The 18,952-nt window shown below is 39.5% G+C and carries 19 protein-coding genes; 11 read left to right on the top strand and 8 right to left on the bottom strand.

The annotated features are described in order from the left end of the window. Positions 1-329 precede the first annotated feature (329 nt). A complete protein-coding gene (locus LMH66_RS20470; RefSeq protein WP_324295162.1) occupies positions 330-1,418 on the top strand; it encodes a GGDEF domain-containing protein in 1,089 nt (362 codons plus the stop codon). Positions 1,419-1,422: 4 nt separating this feature from the next. On the opposite strand, the gene LMH66_RS06990 is transcribed toward LMH66_RS20470, so the two are convergent. The 4 genes from LMH66_RS06990 to sbcB form a co-directional block, all read right to left on the bottom strand. Beyond that, positions 1,423-1,713 (bottom strand): putative quinol monooxygenase, encoded by a 291-nt coding sequence (locus tag LMH66_RS06990; protein WP_229369050.1) that lies wholly within the window; start codon positions 1,711-1,713, stop codon positions 1,423-1,425. A 76-nt stretch (positions 1,714-1,789) separates the two neighbouring features. Next, complete coding sequence (locus LMH66_RS06985; protein WP_229369049.1) at positions 1,790-2,413, bottom strand: LysE family translocator; 624 nt, start codon at positions 2,411-2,413, stop codon at positions 1,790-1,792. A 216-nt stretch (positions 2,414-2,629) separates the two neighbouring features. Beyond that, positions 2,630-3,520: a cytidine deaminase gene (gene cdd / locus LMH66_RS06980; protein ID WP_229369048.1), complete on the bottom strand. Its 891-nt coding sequence runs from the start codon at positions 3,518-3,520 to the stop codon at positions 2,630-2,632. Between the two features lie 54 nt (positions 3,521-3,574). Continuing rightward, positions 3,575-4,987 carry an exodeoxyribonuclease I gene (sbcB, locus tag LMH66_RS06975; protein WP_229369047.1) on the bottom strand — a complete coding sequence of 471 codons (1,413 nt, stop codon included), beginning with the start codon at positions 4,985-4,987 and terminating at the stop codon, positions 3,575-3,577. 150 nt (positions 4,988-5,137) lie between these two features. On the opposite strand from sbcB, the gene LMH66_RS06970 reads away from it, so the two are divergent. From LMH66_RS06970 to LMH66_RS06960, 3 genes are all read left to right on the top strand, one after another. Then, a complete protein-coding gene (locus LMH66_RS06970) occupies positions 5,138-5,983 on the top strand; it encodes a hypothetical protein (protein ID WP_229369046.1) in 846 nt (281 codons plus the stop codon). 100 nt (positions 5,984-6,083) lie between these two features. After that, entirely contained in the window at positions 6,084-6,932 is an 849-nt protein-coding gene (gene rlmA / locus LMH66_RS06965; RefSeq protein ID WP_229369045.1) for a 23S rRNA (guanine(745)-N(1))-methyltransferase, read from the top strand. Positions 6,933-7,210: 278 nt separating this feature from the next. Continuing rightward, entirely contained in the window at positions 7,211-7,417 is a 207-nt protein-coding gene (locus LMH66_RS06960; RefSeq protein WP_012155714.1) for a cold-shock protein, read from the top strand. A 781-nt stretch (positions 7,418-8,198) separates the two neighbouring features. Here LMH66_RS06960 and LMH66_RS06955 read toward each other — a convergent pair. The 4 genes from LMH66_RS06955 to LMH66_RS06940 all read right to left on the bottom strand — a co-directional run bounded on the left by LMH66_RS06955 (position 8,199) and on the right by LMH66_RS06940 (position 11,621). Further along, a complete protein-coding gene (locus LMH66_RS06955) occupies positions 8,199-9,101 on the bottom strand; it encodes an ABC transporter ATP-binding protein (protein WP_229369044.1) in 903 nt (300 codons plus the stop codon). Further along, positions 9,098-9,931 carry an ABC transporter permease gene (locus tag LMH66_RS06950; RefSeq protein ID WP_229369043.1) on the bottom strand — a complete coding sequence of 278 codons (834 nt, stop codon included), beginning with the start codon at positions 9,929-9,931 and terminating at the stop codon, positions 9,098-9,100. The genes LMH66_RS06955 and LMH66_RS06950 overlap by 4 nt, the downstream gene beginning before the upstream one ends. A 109-nt stretch (positions 9,932-10,040) precedes the next feature. Next, the gene (locus LMH66_RS06945) at positions 10,041-10,709 is read right to left on the bottom strand and encodes a YceH family protein (protein WP_229369042.1); all 669 of its coding nucleotides are present in this window, start codon (positions 10,707-10,709) and stop codon (positions 10,041-10,043) included. 78 nt (positions 10,710-10,787) lie between these two features. Then, positions 10,788-11,621: a S1 RNA-binding domain-containing protein gene (locus tag LMH66_RS06940; RefSeq protein WP_229369041.1), complete on the bottom strand. Its 834-nt coding sequence runs from the start codon at positions 11,619-11,621 to the stop codon at positions 10,788-10,790. 551 nt (positions 11,622-12,172) lie between these two features. Here LMH66_RS06940 and speE point away from each other — a divergent pair. The 7 genes from speE (at position 12,173) to LMH66_RS06905 (ending at position 18,951) form a co-directional block, all read left to right on the top strand. Then, positions 12,173-13,051 (top strand): polyamine aminopropyltransferase, encoded by an 879-nt coding sequence (gene speE, locus LMH66_RS06935; RefSeq protein ID WP_229369040.1) that lies wholly within the window; start codon positions 12,173-12,175, stop codon positions 13,049-13,051. Between the two features lie 26 nt (positions 13,052-13,077). Continuing rightward, positions 13,078-14,991 carry a biosynthetic arginine decarboxylase gene (gene speA / locus LMH66_RS06930; RefSeq protein ID WP_102527965.1) on the top strand — a complete coding sequence of 638 codons (1,914 nt, stop codon included), beginning with the start codon at positions 13,078-13,080 and terminating at the stop codon, positions 14,989-14,991. A gap of 52 nt (positions 14,992-15,043) precedes the next feature. Continuing rightward, entirely contained in the window at positions 15,044-15,973 is a 930-nt protein-coding gene (locus LMH66_RS06925) for an S-adenosylmethionine decarboxylase proenzyme (RefSeq protein WP_229369039.1), read from the top strand. 31 nt (positions 15,974-16,004) lie between these two features. Continuing rightward, positions 16,005-16,937 carry an agmatinase gene (speB, locus tag LMH66_RS06920; RefSeq protein WP_102527963.1) on the top strand — a complete coding sequence of 311 codons (933 nt, stop codon included), beginning with the start codon at positions 16,005-16,007 and terminating at the stop codon, positions 16,935-16,937. Positions 16,938-17,092: 155 nt separating this feature from the next. Beyond that, positions 17,093-17,731, top strand: a complete 639-nt coding sequence (gene pdxH, locus LMH66_RS06915) for a pyridoxamine 5'-phosphate oxidase (RefSeq protein ID WP_102527962.1) — start codon at positions 17,093-17,095, stop codon at positions 17,729-17,731. A 44-nt stretch (positions 17,732-17,775) separates the two neighbouring features. Continuing rightward, positions 17,776-18,225, top strand: coding sequence for a YaiI/YqxD family protein (locus LMH66_RS06910; RefSeq protein ID WP_102527961.1), 450 nt, complete (start codon positions 17,776-17,778; stop codon positions 18,223-18,225). A 135-nt stretch (positions 18,226-18,360) separates the two neighbouring features. Then, entirely contained in the window at positions 18,361-18,951 is a 591-nt protein-coding gene (locus LMH66_RS06905; RefSeq protein ID WP_198589560.1) for a YceI family protein, read from the top strand. Position 18,952 lies beyond the last annotated feature (1 nt).

The following is an 18,952-nucleotide window of genomic DNA, read 5'->3' as shown; positions in this document are numbered from 1 at the left end:
TGTCTTATCCCTAGGCACTAAATCAATTCTTACCCTAGACACTAAATTAAAAAAGCGATGAATGAATAAAACCCTAATCTTCGCGATTAAAGTTAATGACTTGGCATCACCACTAATTTCAAAACTTTTAACTTTCAAGATTCCTAACTATTAAGATTCCTTACTTTCAAGAGTTTTAACTTTCAAGAATTCTAATTTTAAAGAAGTGGCTAGCCAACAGTTCCACATAGATTTTATAATAAGCTGTTTATTTTCAGAACCAGTCTTTTTAGAATAGACAGAATAAACGTGCTAAAGTTTACAAGTCGTTAACTTACTTAGTTACCCGTATGAATCTAAAAAAAATTATAAACCTGGGCACCAGTAAACAGTCTTTTTCATCTGCTAATCGCACGAGAACAATGAATATAATCGGCTTAATCACGGTCGTTATTTCTTTGCTTTATTCATTAAATTATATTTTATTACTTCAAAACACCCTTGTAGGCTTTATCAATCTTGGTTTTACCATTGCATATCTGTGCACAATTGCATTTACGGCTGCGCATCATTCTAGACTGGCTAAAATATGGTTTTTTAGTGTGCTAATGCTTCACCTGTTGGTGTGTACTAATGTCTACGTGACGAATGCTAGCGGATTTCATTTGTATTATTTCCTGGTTCCGACCGGGGCATTTCTTTTATTTGAGTTGCGTGAAAGACTAGAGCAGGTGAGCTTAAGTTTGACGGCGTTAGTCTTGTTTTTCTATTGTGAAAACACGCCCAATGATGCGCCTTTAATACAGCTATCAGATCAAATGAATCACATGTTGTATCAATCAGTGGTATTTTTCACCATGTTAGAAGTCATTTTTGTGTTGTACATTTTTGCTAAACAAATCGATAAGAATGAAAAGCAATTGATATTACAAGCCTCCACAGATTCGTTAACCCAACTCGCTAACCGACACCACTTTTTTACAGAAGGTAAAAGTTTGTTTGATGATGCCGTAGAGAAAAAACTCCCTTTTACATTAGTCTTGTTAGACTTGGATTTTTTCAAGAAAATTAATGATCAACATGGCCATTTAGTTGGAGATAAATGTTTAATTGAAGTGACCAGCACGATTAAAAAGTTGTGCCGTGAAAATGATCTATGTGCCCGAATTGGTGGTGAAGAGTTTATTGTGGCGATGCCAAATACGTCGATACAAGATGCTGAAAAAGTGGCTGAGCGGATGAGAGAACACATTGAAGCGTGTAAAATTAACCTATCAGAATCAAGCAAGTTAACCTGTACAGCCAGTTTTGGCCTTGCTGATAAGACTCAAAGCACCACCGAATTAAAAGACTTACTTATTCGAGCAGACAAAGCTTTATATGTTGCTAAAGAGAGCGGTAGAAACTGCGTCAAGCCGTATTATCAACAGGCCGCATAAAAGATTAACTGTCTATAATCGTATAATGACGAGTCGCAGTTTGACTTACTGTGAACCAGTTTGATTGCTGGACTCGTTGTTGATGAAATTCGAATGCGGCTTTATTGACAAACTCCTCATTAACATCAAATCTTAAGTCATTTACGGTACTTTGAGTGACACTAAAACTGATACAACCTTCTTCATTCAAGGTGAGTTGGGTGTGATTTACTAACTCAAAACGGACATCTGCTAATTCGTTTGCAGTGGTGTTGTGCGGAAATTGTATATAGCCAGTAAGCTTCACTCTAGACATTGATTTCTCTATTTCTCTTTTTATCACTTTTGTAGTCTAAATTTAAAACCAGTAATTGTCGTGATTATTTACAACGTTATCCCAGCGCAAGCCAAAAGCCCACACCAATCATCAAGCTGCCTGCAATACGGTTCATTAACTTAATGTTGTCACCGCGTGATAAGAACATGCGCAGGCTTTTACCGCCACTTGCATAGGCAAGCATTGATACACTTTCAGTGAGCATAATGATTGATAGCAGCCAAAATAATTGTGGGGCAACGGCTTTATCGACGCTGATAAAAGGTGGCAGTAATGAAATCATGAAAGCCCAGCCTTTAGGATTGGCAATCGCGGTCACAAAGCCTTGTGAGATAAGTGCATAATTACTGATTGATGAGTCGGTTTGTTGGCCTTCAACAATGGCCATTTTACCTTTTGAACGCCACATGTTGATGCCGATGTAAGCGAGATATGCGCCACCAATCCATTTTAAAATAGCGAAAGCGTCTGGGTAATTTAACATGACACTGGCAACACCCATGACTGCAGCAATGGCCACTAATGCGACACCAACGAGTTCTCCTAACATCATCCATAGAGTGCGCCTAACACCAATACTCATCCCGAGTGTCATGGCTAAAGTCATGCACATACCAGGTGTAATTGAGACAAAAAAGAAGGTCGGTATAAATACCGCTAATATGGCTAAATCAGGCATGTATGGATTATCTTAAAAGGAAAACGAAGAGTGTAAGGAATTACAGCGTTTGTGCAATTAAATTCGTAATCAATATGGCCATATTGGCTAATTTAATTAATGTACAAATCAGTAGTTACGATTTTGAATGAAAAAAGCGCATTGCTATAAACCAATGCGCTTTTAGCTTTTAACCTTAAACTAGCTTTAGTTTAATTTATGTGTAAAAAGTGTTGCCTAACTTGGGTCTACGACGATGTGCTCAAGCTCTACTGCTGCAACAGCTTGTAAAGTGTCCATTGTCGCATTCACCAAGCTTACTTTCCCTGCCGATGACTCAATTAACACTACACGGTTAATATCGCTGTAGTCACGATCGTGACGAATTAAATTCGACAGTGCCATTTGCATTGGCATCATTGAAGGGTTGAATGCCGCATTTTCTGCATAGCGTCCGCAATAGGTTCTACCGTCTTTGGTTTCAATAACCACAGCGGCAAAGTTTTTAGTGTAGGGCGCATAACTTAGCCCAGCTTGGTCAACCGCCTCAATGATCATTGGGTCGTCTGAATTCAAGCTAAATTCAATATTGCTTTTAGACAATAAAGGTTTAGTCACTTGTAAATCTTTTGGCCCAAAGGCATAAGGCAGATAATGAGCAAGCAATTGTGGCTGCTGGCCTGGTAAGTGAATCTTAATATCAATGCCGCTAACTAATTCATTAATAAATTGACGGCAATGGCCACAAGGGCTGAAGTTAACCACGATATCAACAATCTTTTGTTCGCCATTTAACCATGCATGGCTAATGGCACTTTGCTCTGCGTGAACGGTATGAAATAGCGCTTCAGAGGCTAGTTCAAAATTTGCCCCCATATAAATATCACCGCTTTCCCCTTTGGCGATCGCGCCCACATAGAATTCACTGATGCTAGGTTTAGCTAGCGCTGCAGCGATGGGTAACAAGCTTAATAGTAAAGCTTCTTCTGTCATGTCACTGGCTTTTACCAGTGTTGCCAGTTGACTGGCATCGATATGACCGCAAAAATCTTCATTGAGTAATGGGATTAAGGCTGTGGCTACCGGCTTAGGTAGTTGGGTGATGCTATCAATGAAACGGTTTTGCATGAGCAATTCCTTTTATTTAACGATAAGTGCAATGTAAGTTACTTATTGCAACACTTAAAGTGATTGCAAGTATAAACAAAGCGCTTTTAATAACTTCTGCTTGTGCTCATTCTCGCTGGTTTCTTCCAATAAGTTTTCGAGATTAATCACATAATCAGCATCAGACAAGCGTTGTTGACAGAATTCTCGCCAAATAAGTGATTCGTCATGATTCAAGGTTTCAGGGTAATTACGCGCACGATAGCGGAAAAACATTTGTCCTAAACGCTCATCTTCAAAATCAAGTTGCAGCGCGGCAAGGTTTTCTGGCTTGGTATTGCGGATCATTTCCATTTTGCCTTTATCGGCATGACTAAAAAAGCCGCCGCTATAAAGCATTAAATCAGGGTCTGTTGCTGCTGGGTGATCATTAACTTCAAACACCGCCTGTAATTTTTCACGTAACTCTGGGTGTTGCTTAAACAACTTATATTGTGAGCGTGCAAATTCCATATCAAACTGATGACGCTCAGCGACTTGTTCAGTGAGTAACTTAGGTGTACCAATAAATGGGCATTTGTTTAAATGGATTTGCTTAAGTGGAATAGGTAACTCATCCGGTGCGAGTTCACTGCGCGGAGTGTACATTCGCTGGACTATGTCCTCTACTGAAAGCGTGATTAATGGGGTTAAGTCCATTGCTAAGTTCACACATAACATTGAGTTTTTATTGGTTGGATGCGGCGCAACAGGGGCGATTAATGTGACACAGCCATTTGCCGCACTGATTTTCGAGCTAACGTGAACCAAGGGCTGCATAAAGTCACCTTGAATAAGCTCTGCGACCTTTTTCTTATTACGTAAACCAAAATAATACTCATATAATTTTGGCTGTTTTTCTTTAATTAACTTTGCCATCGAAATAGTGGCATACACGTCACTCATGGCATCATGAGCTTGTTCATGGCTTAAGCCATTAGCTTTGGTTAACTCTTCTAACCTGAAGCTTGGCGAGCCATCCTCTTTGAGAGGCCAGTTAATGCCTTCTGGTCTAAAGGCATAGCAAGCTCTGACTAAATCAATGATGTCCCAACGGCTATTACCGTTTTGCCATTCGCGGGCATAAGGGTCGATAAAATTACGATAAAAGCCATAACGACTTACTTCATCATCAAACCGTAAAGAGTTGTAGCCAACAACACAGGTGTTAGGTTGGGTAAAAATGCTATTGATACGGCCCATAAACTCAGTTTCAGCCATGCCTTTTTGATTGGCTAACTGAGGTGTAATACCTGTAACTAAAATAGCTTCAGGTGATGGCAAGTAATCTGTTGATTGTTTGCAATAAAAATTCTCAGGCTCGCCAATAATATTAAGATCTAAATCAGTACGAATACCTGCAAACTGTGAAGGGCGATCTTTTGCTGGGCTGACGCCAAAAGTTTCGTAATCGTGCCAGAAAAGAGTGGGTTGAAAAGCACTTGCCATAATATCGCGGTATCCTAATTTTGAATTATAAATATCTTAACACTGTTAATTAGTAATGTTTACAGGCTACAAAACTGATTGAATGCTTTTTAATAGGGTGACGTAATCGAATTAGCTGGTTACACTCTGAAAAGTATCACAGGAGTCAGTATGTATAATCATTTATTTAGTCAACCAGTTAAGTATCAAATTAATCAAGGACAAACCCTGTTAATTGCGCTTGCTGATGACGTTAGTGATTTTATTTTATTACCAGCATTAAGCCAGCCCTTAGCCGAGATTATCATTTGCGAGTCAGAAGATGAGCAGTGTTCTAGCTTTATTTTGACTTGTCAGCCATTTTTTAAAGTCGATGTCATTAATTCGCAGATTGATTCACAGGTTGACTCACAGATTGTTGAACAGCCCGAAAAAGCTGAATTTAAGCGTACATTTGGCCAAGGCTTTCGTTTATATGCCAGAGTGGGAGTTGCACCAAGAATATCAGCTGAGTTATTAAGAAAAGGCATTGGTTTATCTTTCACTGCTGAAGGCACACCTCAAAAGCAGATAAACATAGGCTATTTACAGTCTGTTTGTGAATCAATCAATCTAGAGAGCGATTTGCGCTTAAACCAAGAGCCGAAAGAGTTGATGATGGCAAAAGCCATTTTAGCGAGAAATTTCGACTATGAAGAGTCTCCTGAAAACTTAGCAATTAATATCAGTGAAATTGAGCAGGTGCGGGCAGATATTAATCTGTACCTTGCGGAAGAACGCAACAAAGTGCATGCGATTATTGCAGCTCAGCTACTTAAGCTAGATAATTTGTTAAATCATAAGCAGCAATGGTTATTAAGAACCTATAGCCAGTCTCAACAGAGAACCAATTATGCATCAGCAGCTAATGAGCTTTCAAAGGATGTGGAAGACTTACAACGAAAATTAGAATGTTTTAGCTTACTTGCACCAGCCGATGTCAGCTTAATGGTTGATAAGCTCACTGAAGATACCTGACATTTCCACGTTCATTGCGTAAAATCCTTTTATTTGGGTCTCATTAATCTTAAAACAATGAGACGCACACTTCTTTAATCATTCCTATTAGAGTTATTTGATGCAATATATTTGTCCAATATGCCGTTCTCGTTTAACACTTAACGCAAAATCTTGGCAGTGTGAGAACCGCCACCAGTTTGATTGTGCCAAAGAGGGCTATGTCAACTTGCTACCTGTTCAAAAGAAAAACTCTAAAGATCCCGGTGATAATAAAACCATGATGTTTGCCCGTCGTGAGTTTCTGAATAAAGGTTATTACCAAAAACTCAGTGACAGAGTTAATCAGCTGGCTGTTCAATTTAGCCCTGATGCTCAAAAAATCTTAGACATAGGTTGCGGAGAAGGCTATTACAGTCATCGTTTATTCAAAGCAATGCAGCAAAGCGCTAAAACAACTGAAAGTGCATATGAAGACGAAGGTGCTCAGTGTCACTTGCAAGGGTTAGACATTTCTAAATCAGCGATTAAATACGCTTCTAAACGATATTCTGAATTAGATTTTTGTGTCGCAAGTGCCTATGAAATGCCTTTTGCGGATGCAATATTCGATTTAGCGATGCGAATTTACGCGCCTTCAAAAATTGATGAACTGCAACGAGTGATAAAAAAAGACGGTGTATTAATCACGGTTTCTCCTGGTCCCATGCATCACTTTGCAATGAAAAAGATCATTTATAGTGAGCCAAAACCCCATGAAGAGGCTAAAGCTGAGCTTGATGGCTTTACTTGTCTTCATCAAGAAAGGTTGCAGTACCCACTAGTGTTATCAGACCCTATTGATATTGAACACTTTTTGAATATGACGCCTTATGCGTGGAAATTGACCCAAGAGCAAAAGGCTCAAATTGCAGAACAAGGACTTAGCTGCGAGTTAGACTTTAGTATTGAAATTCATCAACGTAATTGATTTGTCATCTAAATTTGCTATTTTACTTTTTGAATCTGATATTTAGTTTTAAACCGTTATCTTATTCGCGAATTTTAAGCGTGGTAATAACTAATTGAATTAAAATGTTGATGTTAGTTGACATCCCCGTAGAAAGGTTCATAATCTATCGGGCTTGAAGGTTGGGCTTAGTTTATGTGTTTCAATACGACCAGTTTCGTCCTGTGAACATAAGTAAAACCGGCATTTTCAGCTCTACCGCCGTTAAGGCTTTATTTTTTATATACAGGATTTATATCATGTCTCAAGTTACTGGTGTTGTTAAGTGGTTCAACTCTGACAAAGGTTTCGGATTTATCGAGCAAGAGTCTGGTCCAGACGTATTCGTTCACTTCCGTGCAATCAACTCAGACGGTTTCAAAACTCTTGACGAAGGTCAAAAAGTTCAGTTCACTGTTACTCAAGGTCAGAAAGGACCTCAAGCTGAGAACGTAACTGTAGTTTAATTATTCCTAGCTTCGGCTAGATAATTAAATAAAACTGTAGTCTTTGACTACAGTTTTTTTTTGCGTAAAATTAATTATTTATCTATCTATCTCCATTTTACCTCTATTCTTAACTTCTTCTTGCCAAAGCCTCAAAGCCTCAAAGCCTCAAAGCCTCAAAGCCTCAAAGCCTCAAAACCTCAAAACCTCAAAACCTCAAAACCTCAAAACCTCAAAGCCTCAAAGCCTCTCAGTCTCAAAGCTATCCACTATCATTTTTCGTCGTTCACGTGTATCTATCTCAGATTATTTTTGCTGAGTCGAAGGTCATTTAAACTTTTTCTAAGTACTTACTTTGCTCAAAGTTAGTTTTATTTTACTGGTGAGCTATGAGCTATGAGCTATGAGCTATGAGCTATGAGCTATGAGCTATGAGCTATGAGCGGTGATGTGCGCTATGAGATGTGCCAATGGCTGTTCAGAAATGACTAAGACTTATGCCTATGACTTGAGCGTTTAGATTAGCGATGGCGTTTTGGCTGCAGTTTTGCCTAAGTAGGGAATGTATACGATATGAATAATGAGTAGGTGACTTTTTACTTTTACTTTTACTTTTACTTTGTGGTTTGTGGTTTGTGGTTTAAGTTGGATGTTGGTTCAATAACTAGCCAGATGATAGCTAGTCTGATCAAAACCAATCTGAAAATAACCAGCTTGAAAATAATTAGCCTGAAAATAACTCGCCTGTAAACAAAAAGCCCAGTACTTAATACTGGGCTTAGTGACTTGATGCAGAGTTTATCTAGCTAGAAAAAAGAGTTTCTTCCAAGCTTCTCCCTTTCATGATGGCTTTATATTGCCAGCCATGTTCACTAAATAGTGTGAGTAATGCCGTTTCAAGGTTAAAGCTAGTATCAAAATGATGCTCGATAATGATTTGTTCGTCATCACTGACTTTGACATTGATGATGTTAGGCATGCTTCTTACTTTATCACTCAATAGTGCGATATCAGATTGCTGCATCGTCAGAGTCAAAAAGGCTGTTTCTGCATCAGCTTTCATTGAAACTGATTGCTGCAATTGCCCTTGTTCTAAATAAAGCACCTGATCACAGAGCTTTTCTAGTTCTTCTAAATTGTGTGAACTGATGACGAATGTGGTGGTTGCTGATAAATCCTTTACGATTTGACGGATTTTTTTGGCATTAGCAGGATCAAGTCCCGCTGTGGGTTCATCTAACAAGACTAATTTAGGCGATCCCATGAGCGCTTGAGCGATAGAAACACGTTTACTCATGCCATGGCTTAAGCTTTTAGGTAACATTAAAGCTGAGGCGGATAAATCCACTAATTCCAGCACTCGTAGGGCTTCTTGTTTTGCCTTTTTGCCGTTCATGCCCTGTAACTTTCCAAAAAATGTCAGTTGCGACACGATAGTAAAGTTAGGTTCTAGCGCCGCATCTTGCGGTAAAGCAGAGACTACGTTTTGTAATTTCTGGCTGCCAGGTTTTTCACCTAAAATAGAGATCTCACCAGAACTCGGGTGAATAAAGCCACATAGCAAGCTAAATAACGTGGTTTTACCTGCGCCATTAGGGCCGACAAGGGCGATAGGCGCGCCGGTATCTAATGACAGATTGATATTAGAAAGGGCCGCTTTAGTACCGTATTGCTTAGATACACCTTCACATGTAATTAGCTTCATAGTGCACTCCGTTGCATGTAAATGCGACCTGCTATTAATACAGCAAGTGTTTGAATGAGAGGAATGGGTGCATACATCAATGAGCTTAACCCTTGCGTATTTATCATTAATGATAATTGCGAACCAGGTAGTACCCAACTTAAAAATGACATAGCAGGTAATTGGCTATTGATGATCATGATTAAAATGCCACTCACCGCCCATAAGATCACGGCATAAATACTCGCTTGTCGTGCGCTATTTGCATACCAAGATAAAACAGCCATAACTGCGGTATAAGGTAGCAGTGCGATAAAGACATTGATAAATACTGAAAAACCACTTAATAAGGCATCGGTAAATAATCCAGCATCTCTAGTGAGTACCATCAAGATGGTGGCAATAATAGTTAATAACAGCAAACACCCTTGTATGAGCATTTGACCTAAGAAGCGACCGAAGAAAATACTATCACGACTGACTCTTAAGGTAAGAAATCTAAATGAGCCACGTTGTTTATCAGAACTGAATTGATCTGCAGTGATAAAAATGCTGAACATTGGGAACACATACAGTGCAATACACCAAAAAACGGCAAACTCAGCGACCTTCCAGCTAAAAAGTTGGCCGAGTGCATCAGGGCCATAGATACTTTGTACAAGCTCTTTAAAGCCAGGTTCTAACATATAGACTGAGGCACTTTGCACTGGGTATAACAAAATAATTGCCCAGAGTAATGAGAAGGCGATTAACGCCGCAATACCTTTGGTATTAGTGAATCGCTTACTCAGTTCATAACTGGCAATAAGCCAAGTTTGACGAAGTGAGGAAGACCGAGGAGATGCGTCCATAAGTAAAAAATATCCTTGAGAAAACGGTGATGTGTTCGCCATCATACTTGATAGCGAACCAGATGAAGATTAATTTTTGTTAAGTCAGTGTTAACTCTGACTTTAATGATTAATCTAGCAGTTGTTCAAGTTCGGCTAAACGCTGGGTTAAATCACTCACTTGAGATTCTAATGCATCAACTCTTTCAAGTAGGGCATGTGTTGCTTCATTACTCGCAGGTTTAACTACTGGAGCAGCAGTTAAGTCAAATGAAGTAATGCCTTGCTCAAAATACTGTTTATCAGAAAATAATTGAGCATAACGGCAATCTCGGCGATTGGCTTCACGCGGCAATTGTACGACTAGTGGCTCATCTCTTGATGCTAAAGATTGCAGTGCCGCTTCTACTTGCTGCGGCCCATCAAATTCATGTAATCGATTGCAGCGGGTTTTAAGCTCACCAGGAGTTTGAGGTCCGCGAAGCAGTAATACAATGATAATGGCAAGTTGTTCATTTGAAAATTGAAGGTCACTAAATTCGGTATTACAAAAGCGGTGCTTGTATTTAACCACGCGGCTGCCGAAGCCTGTTTGCTCGCTGATCAGTCTTTTCTTGGTGAGGTCATCTATGAGTGATTGTGTTTCTTGTTCAGACAAGCTCATCACAGGTTCACGGCTGCTTTTTTGATTACATGCCATGGTCAGGGAGTTAATGGAAAGGGGATACTGTTCGGGGGTAGTAATTTCTTTTTCTAATAAACAGCCGATGATGCGGGCTTCTTGATTGCTAAGTTCCATAAATTACTCCAAATAAAAAAGCATGGTTTGTTATAACAGAACCATGCTTTTTATCAAATAATTCAGTTTATCTGTAGCTTATTTAAGCAATCTAATGCCATCATCTTCGATACTGATTTGGCCACCTTTAAATAAACCACCAATACTGCGCTTAAACGCTTTTTTGCTCATGGCTAATTGGTCATAAATGATCGCTGAATCAGTCTTATCATTTAATGGTAAAAAGCCACCCGCACGGTGTAATTTATTAATGATTGTTTCAGCATTTTTATCTAAGTTTTGTTGACCAGCTTTTTGTAAAATCAAATCAACTTTGCCGTCTTCACGCACTTGTTTAATATAGCCTTTAATTGATTGGCCAAAACTTAAACGCTGGAATACTTCATTTTGGAACAAAACACCCCAATGGGCATTGTTGATAATGGCTTTAAAGCCTAAGTCTGTACTGCCGCCGATAATTAAATCGACTTCTTGTCCAGCTTCATACTCAGCAGGTGTTTTATCTAAAAACTTATCGACTTTAGATGAAGCCATAATACGCTCATCAACATGGTTAGGATGAACATAAACCAAGTAAGATTTACCTTCTTCAATGCTTCTGTGCTGTTCGCCGAAAGGTAATAGCAAGTCTTTGTCTAAGCCCCAATCTAAAAAGGCACCAAATGGACCAGTTGCGATGGCTTTTAGGTAAGCAAACTCACCCACTTGTACATAGGGCTTTTGAGTGGTGGCAATCACAATATCTTCAGAATCAAGATAAAGAAATACATCAACCATATCGCCAACTTGGCAGTTTTTAGGGACAAACTTATTAGGTAATAGTACTTGTCCTAACTCTTGCGCATTCACATAAACGCCAAAACTGACTTGTTTTACGACTTCTAGGGAGTGATTCTTTCCGATTTGTATCATTTGCGGCTCTATTTAACTAAAGATAAGGAGAAAACAGGATAATTATATACGTAATAGCTGTAGTTGTAACTTGCGTTCATAAACTAAACTCAATAAAACACAGATTAGAAATTTTAAGTTAATGATATGCACAAAATAGGCATAATTTCTTTGAGGGAACTATTTGGTTTTTAACAAAAAAAACATAACTTTTCTGTTGCACTAAAATAATGAATTAAATTTATACTAAAATTGCTTTTTCACCCTTGCATTATCATTGTTTGCAGGGTTTAATTGCGCCGCTTTTTTAATTGAACCAAGTGCTTTTTATAAAGGTTTGTTGAGGTTGAAAAAACAGCAGATTATCTTGACGTGCGATAAGCTTGAGACTTATCTTCATTTATCAAGGTAGTGCGAACAATAAATGCGTTAATTATAATCCTTTGAAATTGAATTTCACTCATTCATGAACCTAGGCTCATGATAAGGGTTAGCCATTATTTGTTCACCTTTTTAACTTATATCTACGCTGCGAAGGTCATCGAATTTTGTGGCAGTGTTGGACTTTTAACATGCTAAACAAATCAAATATTTATTACGAAACTTTACATGCTGGTTATGGTCAGTACTTTGAAGTTGAACAAGTTTTGTTTGAACAAAAAACAGAGCAATGGCATTTAAGTATTTTTGAAAATACTAATTTTGGCCGAGTAATGGCATTAAATGGTGCTATTCAAACAACAGAAAAAGATGAATTTGTTTATCATGAAATGATGACTCACGTTCCGATCCTTGCCCATGGCAGTGCTAAAAAGGTACTTATCATTGGAGGCGGTGATGGCGGAATGTTAAGACAGGTATTAAAACATCAATCTATAGAGCAGGTTACTATGGTTGAAATCGATGCTAATGTGGTCGAAATGTGTAAAACCTATTTCCCACAACATTCACAAGGCGCATTTGAAGATGCTCGTGTGAATTTGGTTATCGATGATGGAATGCACTTTATTGAACATTGCCAGCAGCAGTTTGATGTGATTATTTCTGACTGCACCGATCCAGTCGGACCTGGTGAGGTATTATTCAGTTCTGCATTTTATGAAAATTGCATTCGCTGCTTAACTGAAAAAGGCATTTTTGTTGCCCAAAATGGCGTGGCATTTATGCAGCCTGAAGAGTTACAAGATACAGTGCGTCGTATGACGCCATATGTGAAGGACTGTTGGTTTTATAATGCTGCAGTACCTACTTACATTGGTGGCACGATGGCGTTTGCATGGGCAACCAATGATGAAACAGCCCGTGAAATTGATATAACGACATTAAAGCAACGTTTTGAACAGGCTAATATCAGCACTCGTTACTATACGCCTGCTTTACACATGGCAAGCTTTGCATTGCCCGCATTTGTAGAAGTTGCAGTGAAAAACGCCCAAAGCGTGACTGCATAATCTGCTGAATAGACGGAATGAAGAATATGAAAGATTGGTCTATCGAAAACGCACGTTCAAGCTATAACGTAACCCATTGGAGTCAGCAATATTTTGGTATTGATGACACGGGTGAAGTCACAGTGACACCAGACCCAAGTAAACCTGACTGTACGATTGGTTTGAATGAACTTGCCAAAGATATGGTGAAAGCTGGTGTTGCATTACCAGTGCTTGTGCGTTTCCCGCAGATTTTACATCGCAGAGTCGAAAACTTATGTGATGCATTCAATGAAGCTATTCAAAAGTACGAATATCAGAATGATTATTTGTTGGTTTATCCTATTAAGGTTAACCAGCAGCAGACCGTTGTTGAAGAAATATTAGCCAGTCAAAAGTCTAAAGAAGTACCTCAGTTAGGTTTAGAAGCAGGCAGTAAACCTGAATTAATGGCAGTACTGGCTATGGCGCAAAAAGCCAGTTCAGTGATTGTATGTAACGGCTATAAAGATAAAGAATATGTTCGTTTAGCACTGATTGGTGAAAAACTGGGTCATAAAGTTTATATCGTTATCGAAAAAATTTCTGAACTTAAGCTAATTTTGCAAGAGTCTAAAGAGCTTGGCGTGACCCCAAGACTGGGTTTACGTACTCGTTTAGCCTTCCAGGGTAAAGGGAAATGGCAAGCCAGTGGCGGTGAAAAATCAAAATTTGGTTTATCAGCTGCGCAAGTCTTGAAAGTACTGAATGAATTAAAAGAGCTCGATATGATGAGTTCTTTGCAATTGATTCACTTCCATTTAGGCTCGCAAATCGCCAACATTCGCGATATCCGCCAAGGTGTGAGCGAAGCAGGGCGTTTTTACTGTGAATTACGAAAGTTAGGCGCGTTAATCGATACCTTTGATGTCGGTGGTGGACTCGCAGTTGATTATGACGGTACTCGAAGCCAAAGTAACAACTCGATGAACTACGGCTTAACTGAATATGCTAATAACATCGTCAGTGTGCTTGGTGATATTTGTAATGAATACGAACAGCCTATGCCACGTATTATTTCAGAGTCTGGCCGTCATTTAACAGCGCATCATGCGGTATTAATTACCGATGTGATTGGTACTGAGTCCTATTACCCAGAAGATATTCAGCCGCCAGAAGAAGACGCGCCACAGCTATTACACAATATGTGGATGTCGTGGACGGATATGAGTGAGCGCCCAGATAATCGCGCTATCATTGAAATCTATCATGATACTCAAAGCGATATTGCTGAAGCGCATTCATTGTTTTCTGTAGGCCAGCTGACTCTAATGCAGCGCGCATGGGCTGAGCAAACAAACTTGCGAGTTTGTCATGCATTAAAAAGCTTATTAAGTAATAACAATCGATTCCATCGACCGATTATTGATGAATTAAATGAGAAACTTGCGGATAAGTTTTTCGTTAACTTTTCATTATTCCAATCAATTCCTGATGCTTGGGGTATTGATCAAGTGTTCCCTGTATTGCCGTTAAGCGGCCTTGATAAGCCACCAGAAAGACGTGCGGTAATGTTAGATATCACCTGTGATTCAGATGGTATCGTCGATCAGTACGTTGATGGACAAGGCATCGAAACGACCTTGCCAGTACCTGCATGGACACCAGAAAGTCCTTATTTAATTGGCTTTTTCATGGTTGGTGCTTATCAAGAAATCTTAGGCGATATGCACAACTTATTTGGTGATACTAATTCGGCAGTGGTTCGTGTTGAAGAAAATGGTTTACCGAATATTGAATCAGTATTAGCGGGTGACACCGTTGCTGATGTGCTGCGATACGTTAACTTGGATGCCGTTGCGTTTATGCGCACCTACGAAGAGTTAGTCAACCAGCATATTGCAGAAGAAGAAAGAACCTCAATATTGGAAGAGTTACAGTTAGGTCTAAAGGGTTACACCTATTTAGAAGATTTTTCGTAAAAAGAGTGTCAGCAGAGTAATGCACATTACTCTGCGTTTTTAGGTTTAAAATATGTTTTTTGAAGGTTCTGAAAAAAAGATTGAAGTCATATTAGCTGACTCATCTCAAAAATTGCGCAGCTTTGGACAGCCATTTTGGGCTGACATTGTCGCCTGCGCTAATGCTGAAATATTATCCTCAGTCAGTAATGAGTTTTGTGATGCCTACTTATTAAGTGAGTCCAGCTTGTTCGTGTGGGATGACCGCTTTGTGATGCTGACTTGTGGCACAACGACACTTGCTGACGCTGTGATGTCATTTATTGAGAGTGTGGGTGAAGAGGCGATTGGTTTTGCCAGTTATCAACGTAAAAATGAATATTTGTCGCACTTGCAATCAAGTTCATTTCAAGATGATTTGAAAAAAATCCGTCAAACGATAACTGGTAATGCATACCGAATTGGCCACTTAGATTCACATCATCATTATATGTTTAGTACCAAAAAGCCGTTTATTGCGCCAGCTGCTGATACGACCAATGAATTGTTGATGTACCATATTAACGGCGATGCAGCTGATTATTTGCGTGGCATGAATCAATCAGCACAAGGCATTCGTGAATTATTGCAATTGGCGGAACTGTTTCCTGATTTCATCGTGGACGACTTTTTGTTTGAACCTTTTGGTTATTCAATTAATGGTATTAAAGGCCAAGAGTATTTCACGATTCATATTACCCCTCAGGAAAAAAGCTCCTATGTGAGTTTAGAAACCAATGTAAACCTATCGGAGCATCCGGTTGATATTTACGCAAGGCTATTGAGCAGTCTTAATCCTGGTAGCTGGGATGTGATTGGTTTTAATTCGGCTAAAAATACTGACGGGTTCCCTGCACATTTGTGTTTGGGGAGTTGCTCGCTTGCGACTGAGCAAGGGTACGAGGTTAACTTTAGTCACTATCAGCAACTTTGTCATGAAGTGCTGATACCAGAATATTTGTAGTTATTGGCGTTTCGCCTTTACGGAGAGTTGTATGAGCACTTTTGCTGAAAAAGCAGATTATTCATTGTATTCCAATGCGTTTGGTTACTTACGTCAGCCGCTTAACTTTAAGCCGACTGAAACGGATGCAGATGTCGTTGTTATTGGACTACCGTTTGATATGGCAACAACGGGACGCTCGGGCGGTCGTATGGGGCCTGATGCTATTCGTCGTGCATCAGTAAACCTTGCATGGGAAGAAACACGCTGGCCGTGGGATTTTTCAATCAGCGAGACTATCAATATCGTTGATGCGGGTGATTTAGTGTTTGATTGTGGTGATCAAGAAGATTTCACTACACGGCTTGAAGGGTTTGCAACCCGTATACTTGATAGTGACAAAGCATTATTAAGCTTTGGTGGAGATCATTTTGTTACTTTACCTTTATTACGCGCGCATTATAAAAAGTACGGCAAAATGGCTTTGTTGCACTTTGATGCGCACACAGATACTTATAGCCAAGGTAGCAAGTATGATCATGGTACGATGTTTTTTCATGCGCCGAATGAAGGCTTAATTGCACCTGAAAATTCAATTCAAGTTGGTATTCGAACTGAATACAATACCGCAGACCATGCTTTTAAAGTGATTGATGCAGCCACAGCCAACGATCTAACTGCGGCGCAAATTGTAGAACAAATTAAGCAGCGTGTTGGTGATATGCCACTATACGTGACCTTTGATATTGATTGTCTCGATCCTGCCTATGCACCAGGTACTGGTACGCCAGTTTGTGGTGGCTTAACCAGTGACAAAGCCATGAAAATCATCCGTGGTCTTCGTGGCATGAATATCGTGGGTATGGATGTTGTCGAAGTCGCCCCAGCTTATGATTCAGCGGATATTACGGCGCTTGCAGGTGCGACCTTAGGTCTTGAGTTGCTTCATGTGTGGGCAGAAGGCAAAGGTTTAGTTAAAAAGTAAGTTTACTTACTGACCTTATTTGAAAACCAACGGTTATCGTTGGTTTTTTTATGCCTACTTTTTGCAATTAATGCTTATAAGCATAATTATCAGCAATGTCATGATCATATATCAGCAACTGTGAGTATAATGACAGTAATTAAAGAGGTATCTAAATGAATGATTTAACTGATATCCGCCGAGAATATACTCAAGGTGGATTACGCCGTAACGATTTGCCTGAAAACCCAATGGATTTGTTTACCCAATGGATTGAGCAAGCGAAACAAGCAGAGTTGACCGACCCTACTGCAATGTGTGTTGCAACAGTAGATGAACATGGGCAACCTTTTCAGCGTATCGTGTTACTCAAAAAGTTTGATGATGATGGCTTTGTTTTCTTCACTAATTTAGAAAGCCGCAAAGCGATACACCTAGCGCAAAATGCCAAGACCAGCCTACTGTTTCCATGGCATCCGCTAGAAAGACAAGTGGCGGTAACGGGTGAAGCAGAACCATTATCTATGATGGAAGTGACTAAGTACTTTATGAGTCGCCCCAAAGACAGCCAAATAGCCGCGTGGGTGTCAAAACAATCGAGTAAAATCAGTGCTCGCCAAGCACTAGAAGGCAAATTTAATGAGATGAAAAATAAATTTGCCAAGGGCGAAGTACCACTGCCTAAATTCTGGGGTGGCTACCGCATCAAACCTGAAAGTATTGAGTTTTGGCAAGGCGGAGAGCGTAGGTTACATGACCGCTTTGTTTATCAAAAGAATCCCTCGGGCTGGAATATTGATCGATTAGCGCCGTAAGTGGCGTTAATGACGTAACAAATTTAATTTGCTGAGATAATGTAATGAGTAAAACAATCTGGGTCGATGCCGATGCATGTCCCAACCCCGTTAAAGAAATGCTTTTTCGTGCTGCCGATAGAAAATCGGTGCCGTTAATTTTGGTGGCTAATCAGCTTATTAGAGTGCCTGCTTCACCTAATATTTCCGTCGTCAGAGTAAGCTCAGGTTTTGATGAAGCTGACAATTATATTGTTGAGCAATTAAAAGACGGTGACTTAGTGATTACTGGGGATATTCCGCTGGCTTCAGATGCGATTGAAAAAGGTGCGATGGTGTTTAACCCTCGTGGCGATATCTATACGGTTGATAATATAAAGCAGCGCTTAACCATGCGTGATTTTATGGAAGAGCTAAGAAGTAGTGGTGTGCATACTGCTGGGCCAAATAGCTTTTCGCAAGCAGACAAACATGCTTTTGCACAGGCACTTGATAAATGGCTAAGTCGTTTATAGTCAGTGTTATCTATGTATTTATGACTTTTAGCTGCTAATGTAGCAAGATTGAATTAACTCAACGTTTGGATAGCCTACGAGTTAATTAATTTTAATCTATAATTTAACTGTTTTTATTCACAAAAGGGATTAATGATGAAAAAATGGCTCAAAGTGTTACCCATTGCGTTACTGTCTACTTCTTTGATGTCTGCGGCGAGCTTTGCAGCCGACTGGCAAGTTAAACAGGGACACTCGAAAGTCAGTTTTATCTCAATTAAGAAAGGCGATATTGCTGAAGTTCATGACTTTAAAAAAGTAAGTGGTAGTCTAACGCCAGAGGGTGCGTTTAATTTATCGATTGATTTGGTCAGCGTTGACACGGGTGTTGAAATTCGTGATGAACGAATGCAAACCATGTTATTTGAAGTGGCTAAATTTCCAGAACTTGGGTTATCAGCAGTCGTTAATCCTAAATTATTGGCTGATTTGAGCGTAGGTTCAACATTAGTTACACAAATTGATGGCACAATAGAGTTACACGGTAAAAGTCGTCAAATAACATTTGATGTTTTAGTCGCTAAGTTATCGGATAAAAAAATGGTGGTGAGCAGTATGGCTCCTGTCATTATTCAAGCAAATGATTTTGATCTTGTTGAAGGGGTCAATAAGCTCCGTGAAGTCGCAGGATTAAGCAGCATTAGTTTAGCTGTTCCAGTCTCTTTTGTTTTGACTCTATCCCAATAAC

The sequence above is a fragment of the Shewanella sp. 10N.7 genome, assembly GCF_020806285.1.
Taxonomy (GTDB): Bacteria; Pseudomonadota; Gammaproteobacteria; order Enterobacterales; family Shewanellaceae; genus Shewanella; species Shewanella electrodiphila.
This window is presented reverse-complemented; position numbering and strand designations above follow the sequence as displayed.

What these genes read in the sequence shown, in the direction of transcription:
- LMH66_RS06940 (WP_229369041.1), bottom strand. Translation starts at nt 11,621, where the DNA reads ATGATACAAATCGGAAAGAATCACTCCCTAGAAGTCGTAAAACAAGTC.
- rlmA (WP_229369045.1), top strand. Translation starts at nt 6,084, where the DNA reads ATGCAATATATTTGTCCAATATGCCGTTCTCGTTTAACACTTAACGCA.
- LMH66_RS06955 (WP_229369044.1), bottom strand. Translation starts at nt 9,101, where the DNA reads ATGAAGCTAATTACATGTGAAGGTGTATCTAAGCAATACGGTACTAAA.
- LMH66_RS20470 (WP_324295162.1), top strand. Translation starts at nt 330, where the DNA reads ATGAATCTAAAAAAAATTATAAACCTGGGCACCAGTAAACAGTCTTTT.
- LMH66_RS06970 (WP_229369046.1), top strand. Translation starts at nt 5,138, where the DNA reads ATGTATAATCATTTATTTAGTCAACCAGTTAAGTATCAAATTAATCAA.
- LMH66_RS06910 (WP_102527961.1), top strand. Translation starts at nt 17,776, where the DNA reads ATGAGTAAAACAATCTGGGTCGATGCCGATGCATGTCCCAACCCCGTT.
- speE (WP_229369040.1), top strand. Translation starts at nt 12,173, where the DNA reads ATGCTAAACAAATCAAATATTTATTACGAAACTTTACATGCTGGTTAT.
- LMH66_RS06985 (WP_229369049.1), bottom strand. Translation starts at nt 2,413, where the DNA reads ATGCCTGATTTAGCCATATTAGCGGTATTTATACCGACCTTCTTTTTT.
- LMH66_RS06945 (WP_229369042.1), bottom strand. Translation starts at nt 10,709, where the DNA reads ATGGAACTTAGCAATCAAGAAGCCCGCATCATCGGCTGTTTATTAGAA.
- cdd (WP_229369048.1), bottom strand. Translation starts at nt 3,520, where the DNA reads ATGCAAAACCGTTTCATTGATAGCATCACCCAACTACCTAAGCCGGTA.
- pdxH (WP_102527962.1), top strand. Translation starts at nt 17,093, where the DNA reads ATGAATGATTTAACTGATATCCGCCGAGAATATACTCAAGGTGGATTA.
- LMH66_RS06960 (WP_012155714.1), top strand. Translation starts at nt 7,211, where the DNA reads ATGTCTCAAGTTACTGGTGTTGTTAAGTGGTTCAACTCTGACAAAGGT.
- LMH66_RS06950 (WP_229369043.1), bottom strand. Translation starts at nt 9,931, where the DNA reads ATGGACGCATCTCCTCGGTCTTCCTCACTTCGTCAAACTTGGCTTATT.
- sbcB (WP_229369047.1), bottom strand. Translation starts at nt 4,987, where the DNA reads ATGGCAAGTGCTTTTCAACCCACTCTTTTCTGGCACGATTACGAAACT.
- speB (WP_102527963.1), top strand. Translation starts at nt 16,005, where the DNA reads ATGAGCACTTTTGCTGAAAAAGCAGATTATTCATTGTATTCCAATGCG.
- LMH66_RS06990 (WP_229369050.1), bottom strand. Translation starts at nt 1,713, where the DNA reads ATGTCTAGAGTGAAGCTTACTGGCTATATACAATTTCCGCACAACACC.
- LMH66_RS06925 (WP_229369039.1), top strand. Translation starts at nt 15,044, where the DNA reads ATGTTTTTTGAAGGTTCTGAAAAAAAGATTGAAGTCATATTAGCTGAC.
- speA (WP_102527965.1), top strand. Translation starts at nt 13,078, where the DNA reads ATGAAAGATTGGTCTATCGAAAACGCACGTTCAAGCTATAACGTAACC.
- LMH66_RS06905 (WP_198589560.1), top strand. Translation starts at nt 18,361, where the DNA reads ATGAAAAAATGGCTCAAAGTGTTACCCATTGCGTTACTGTCTACTTCT.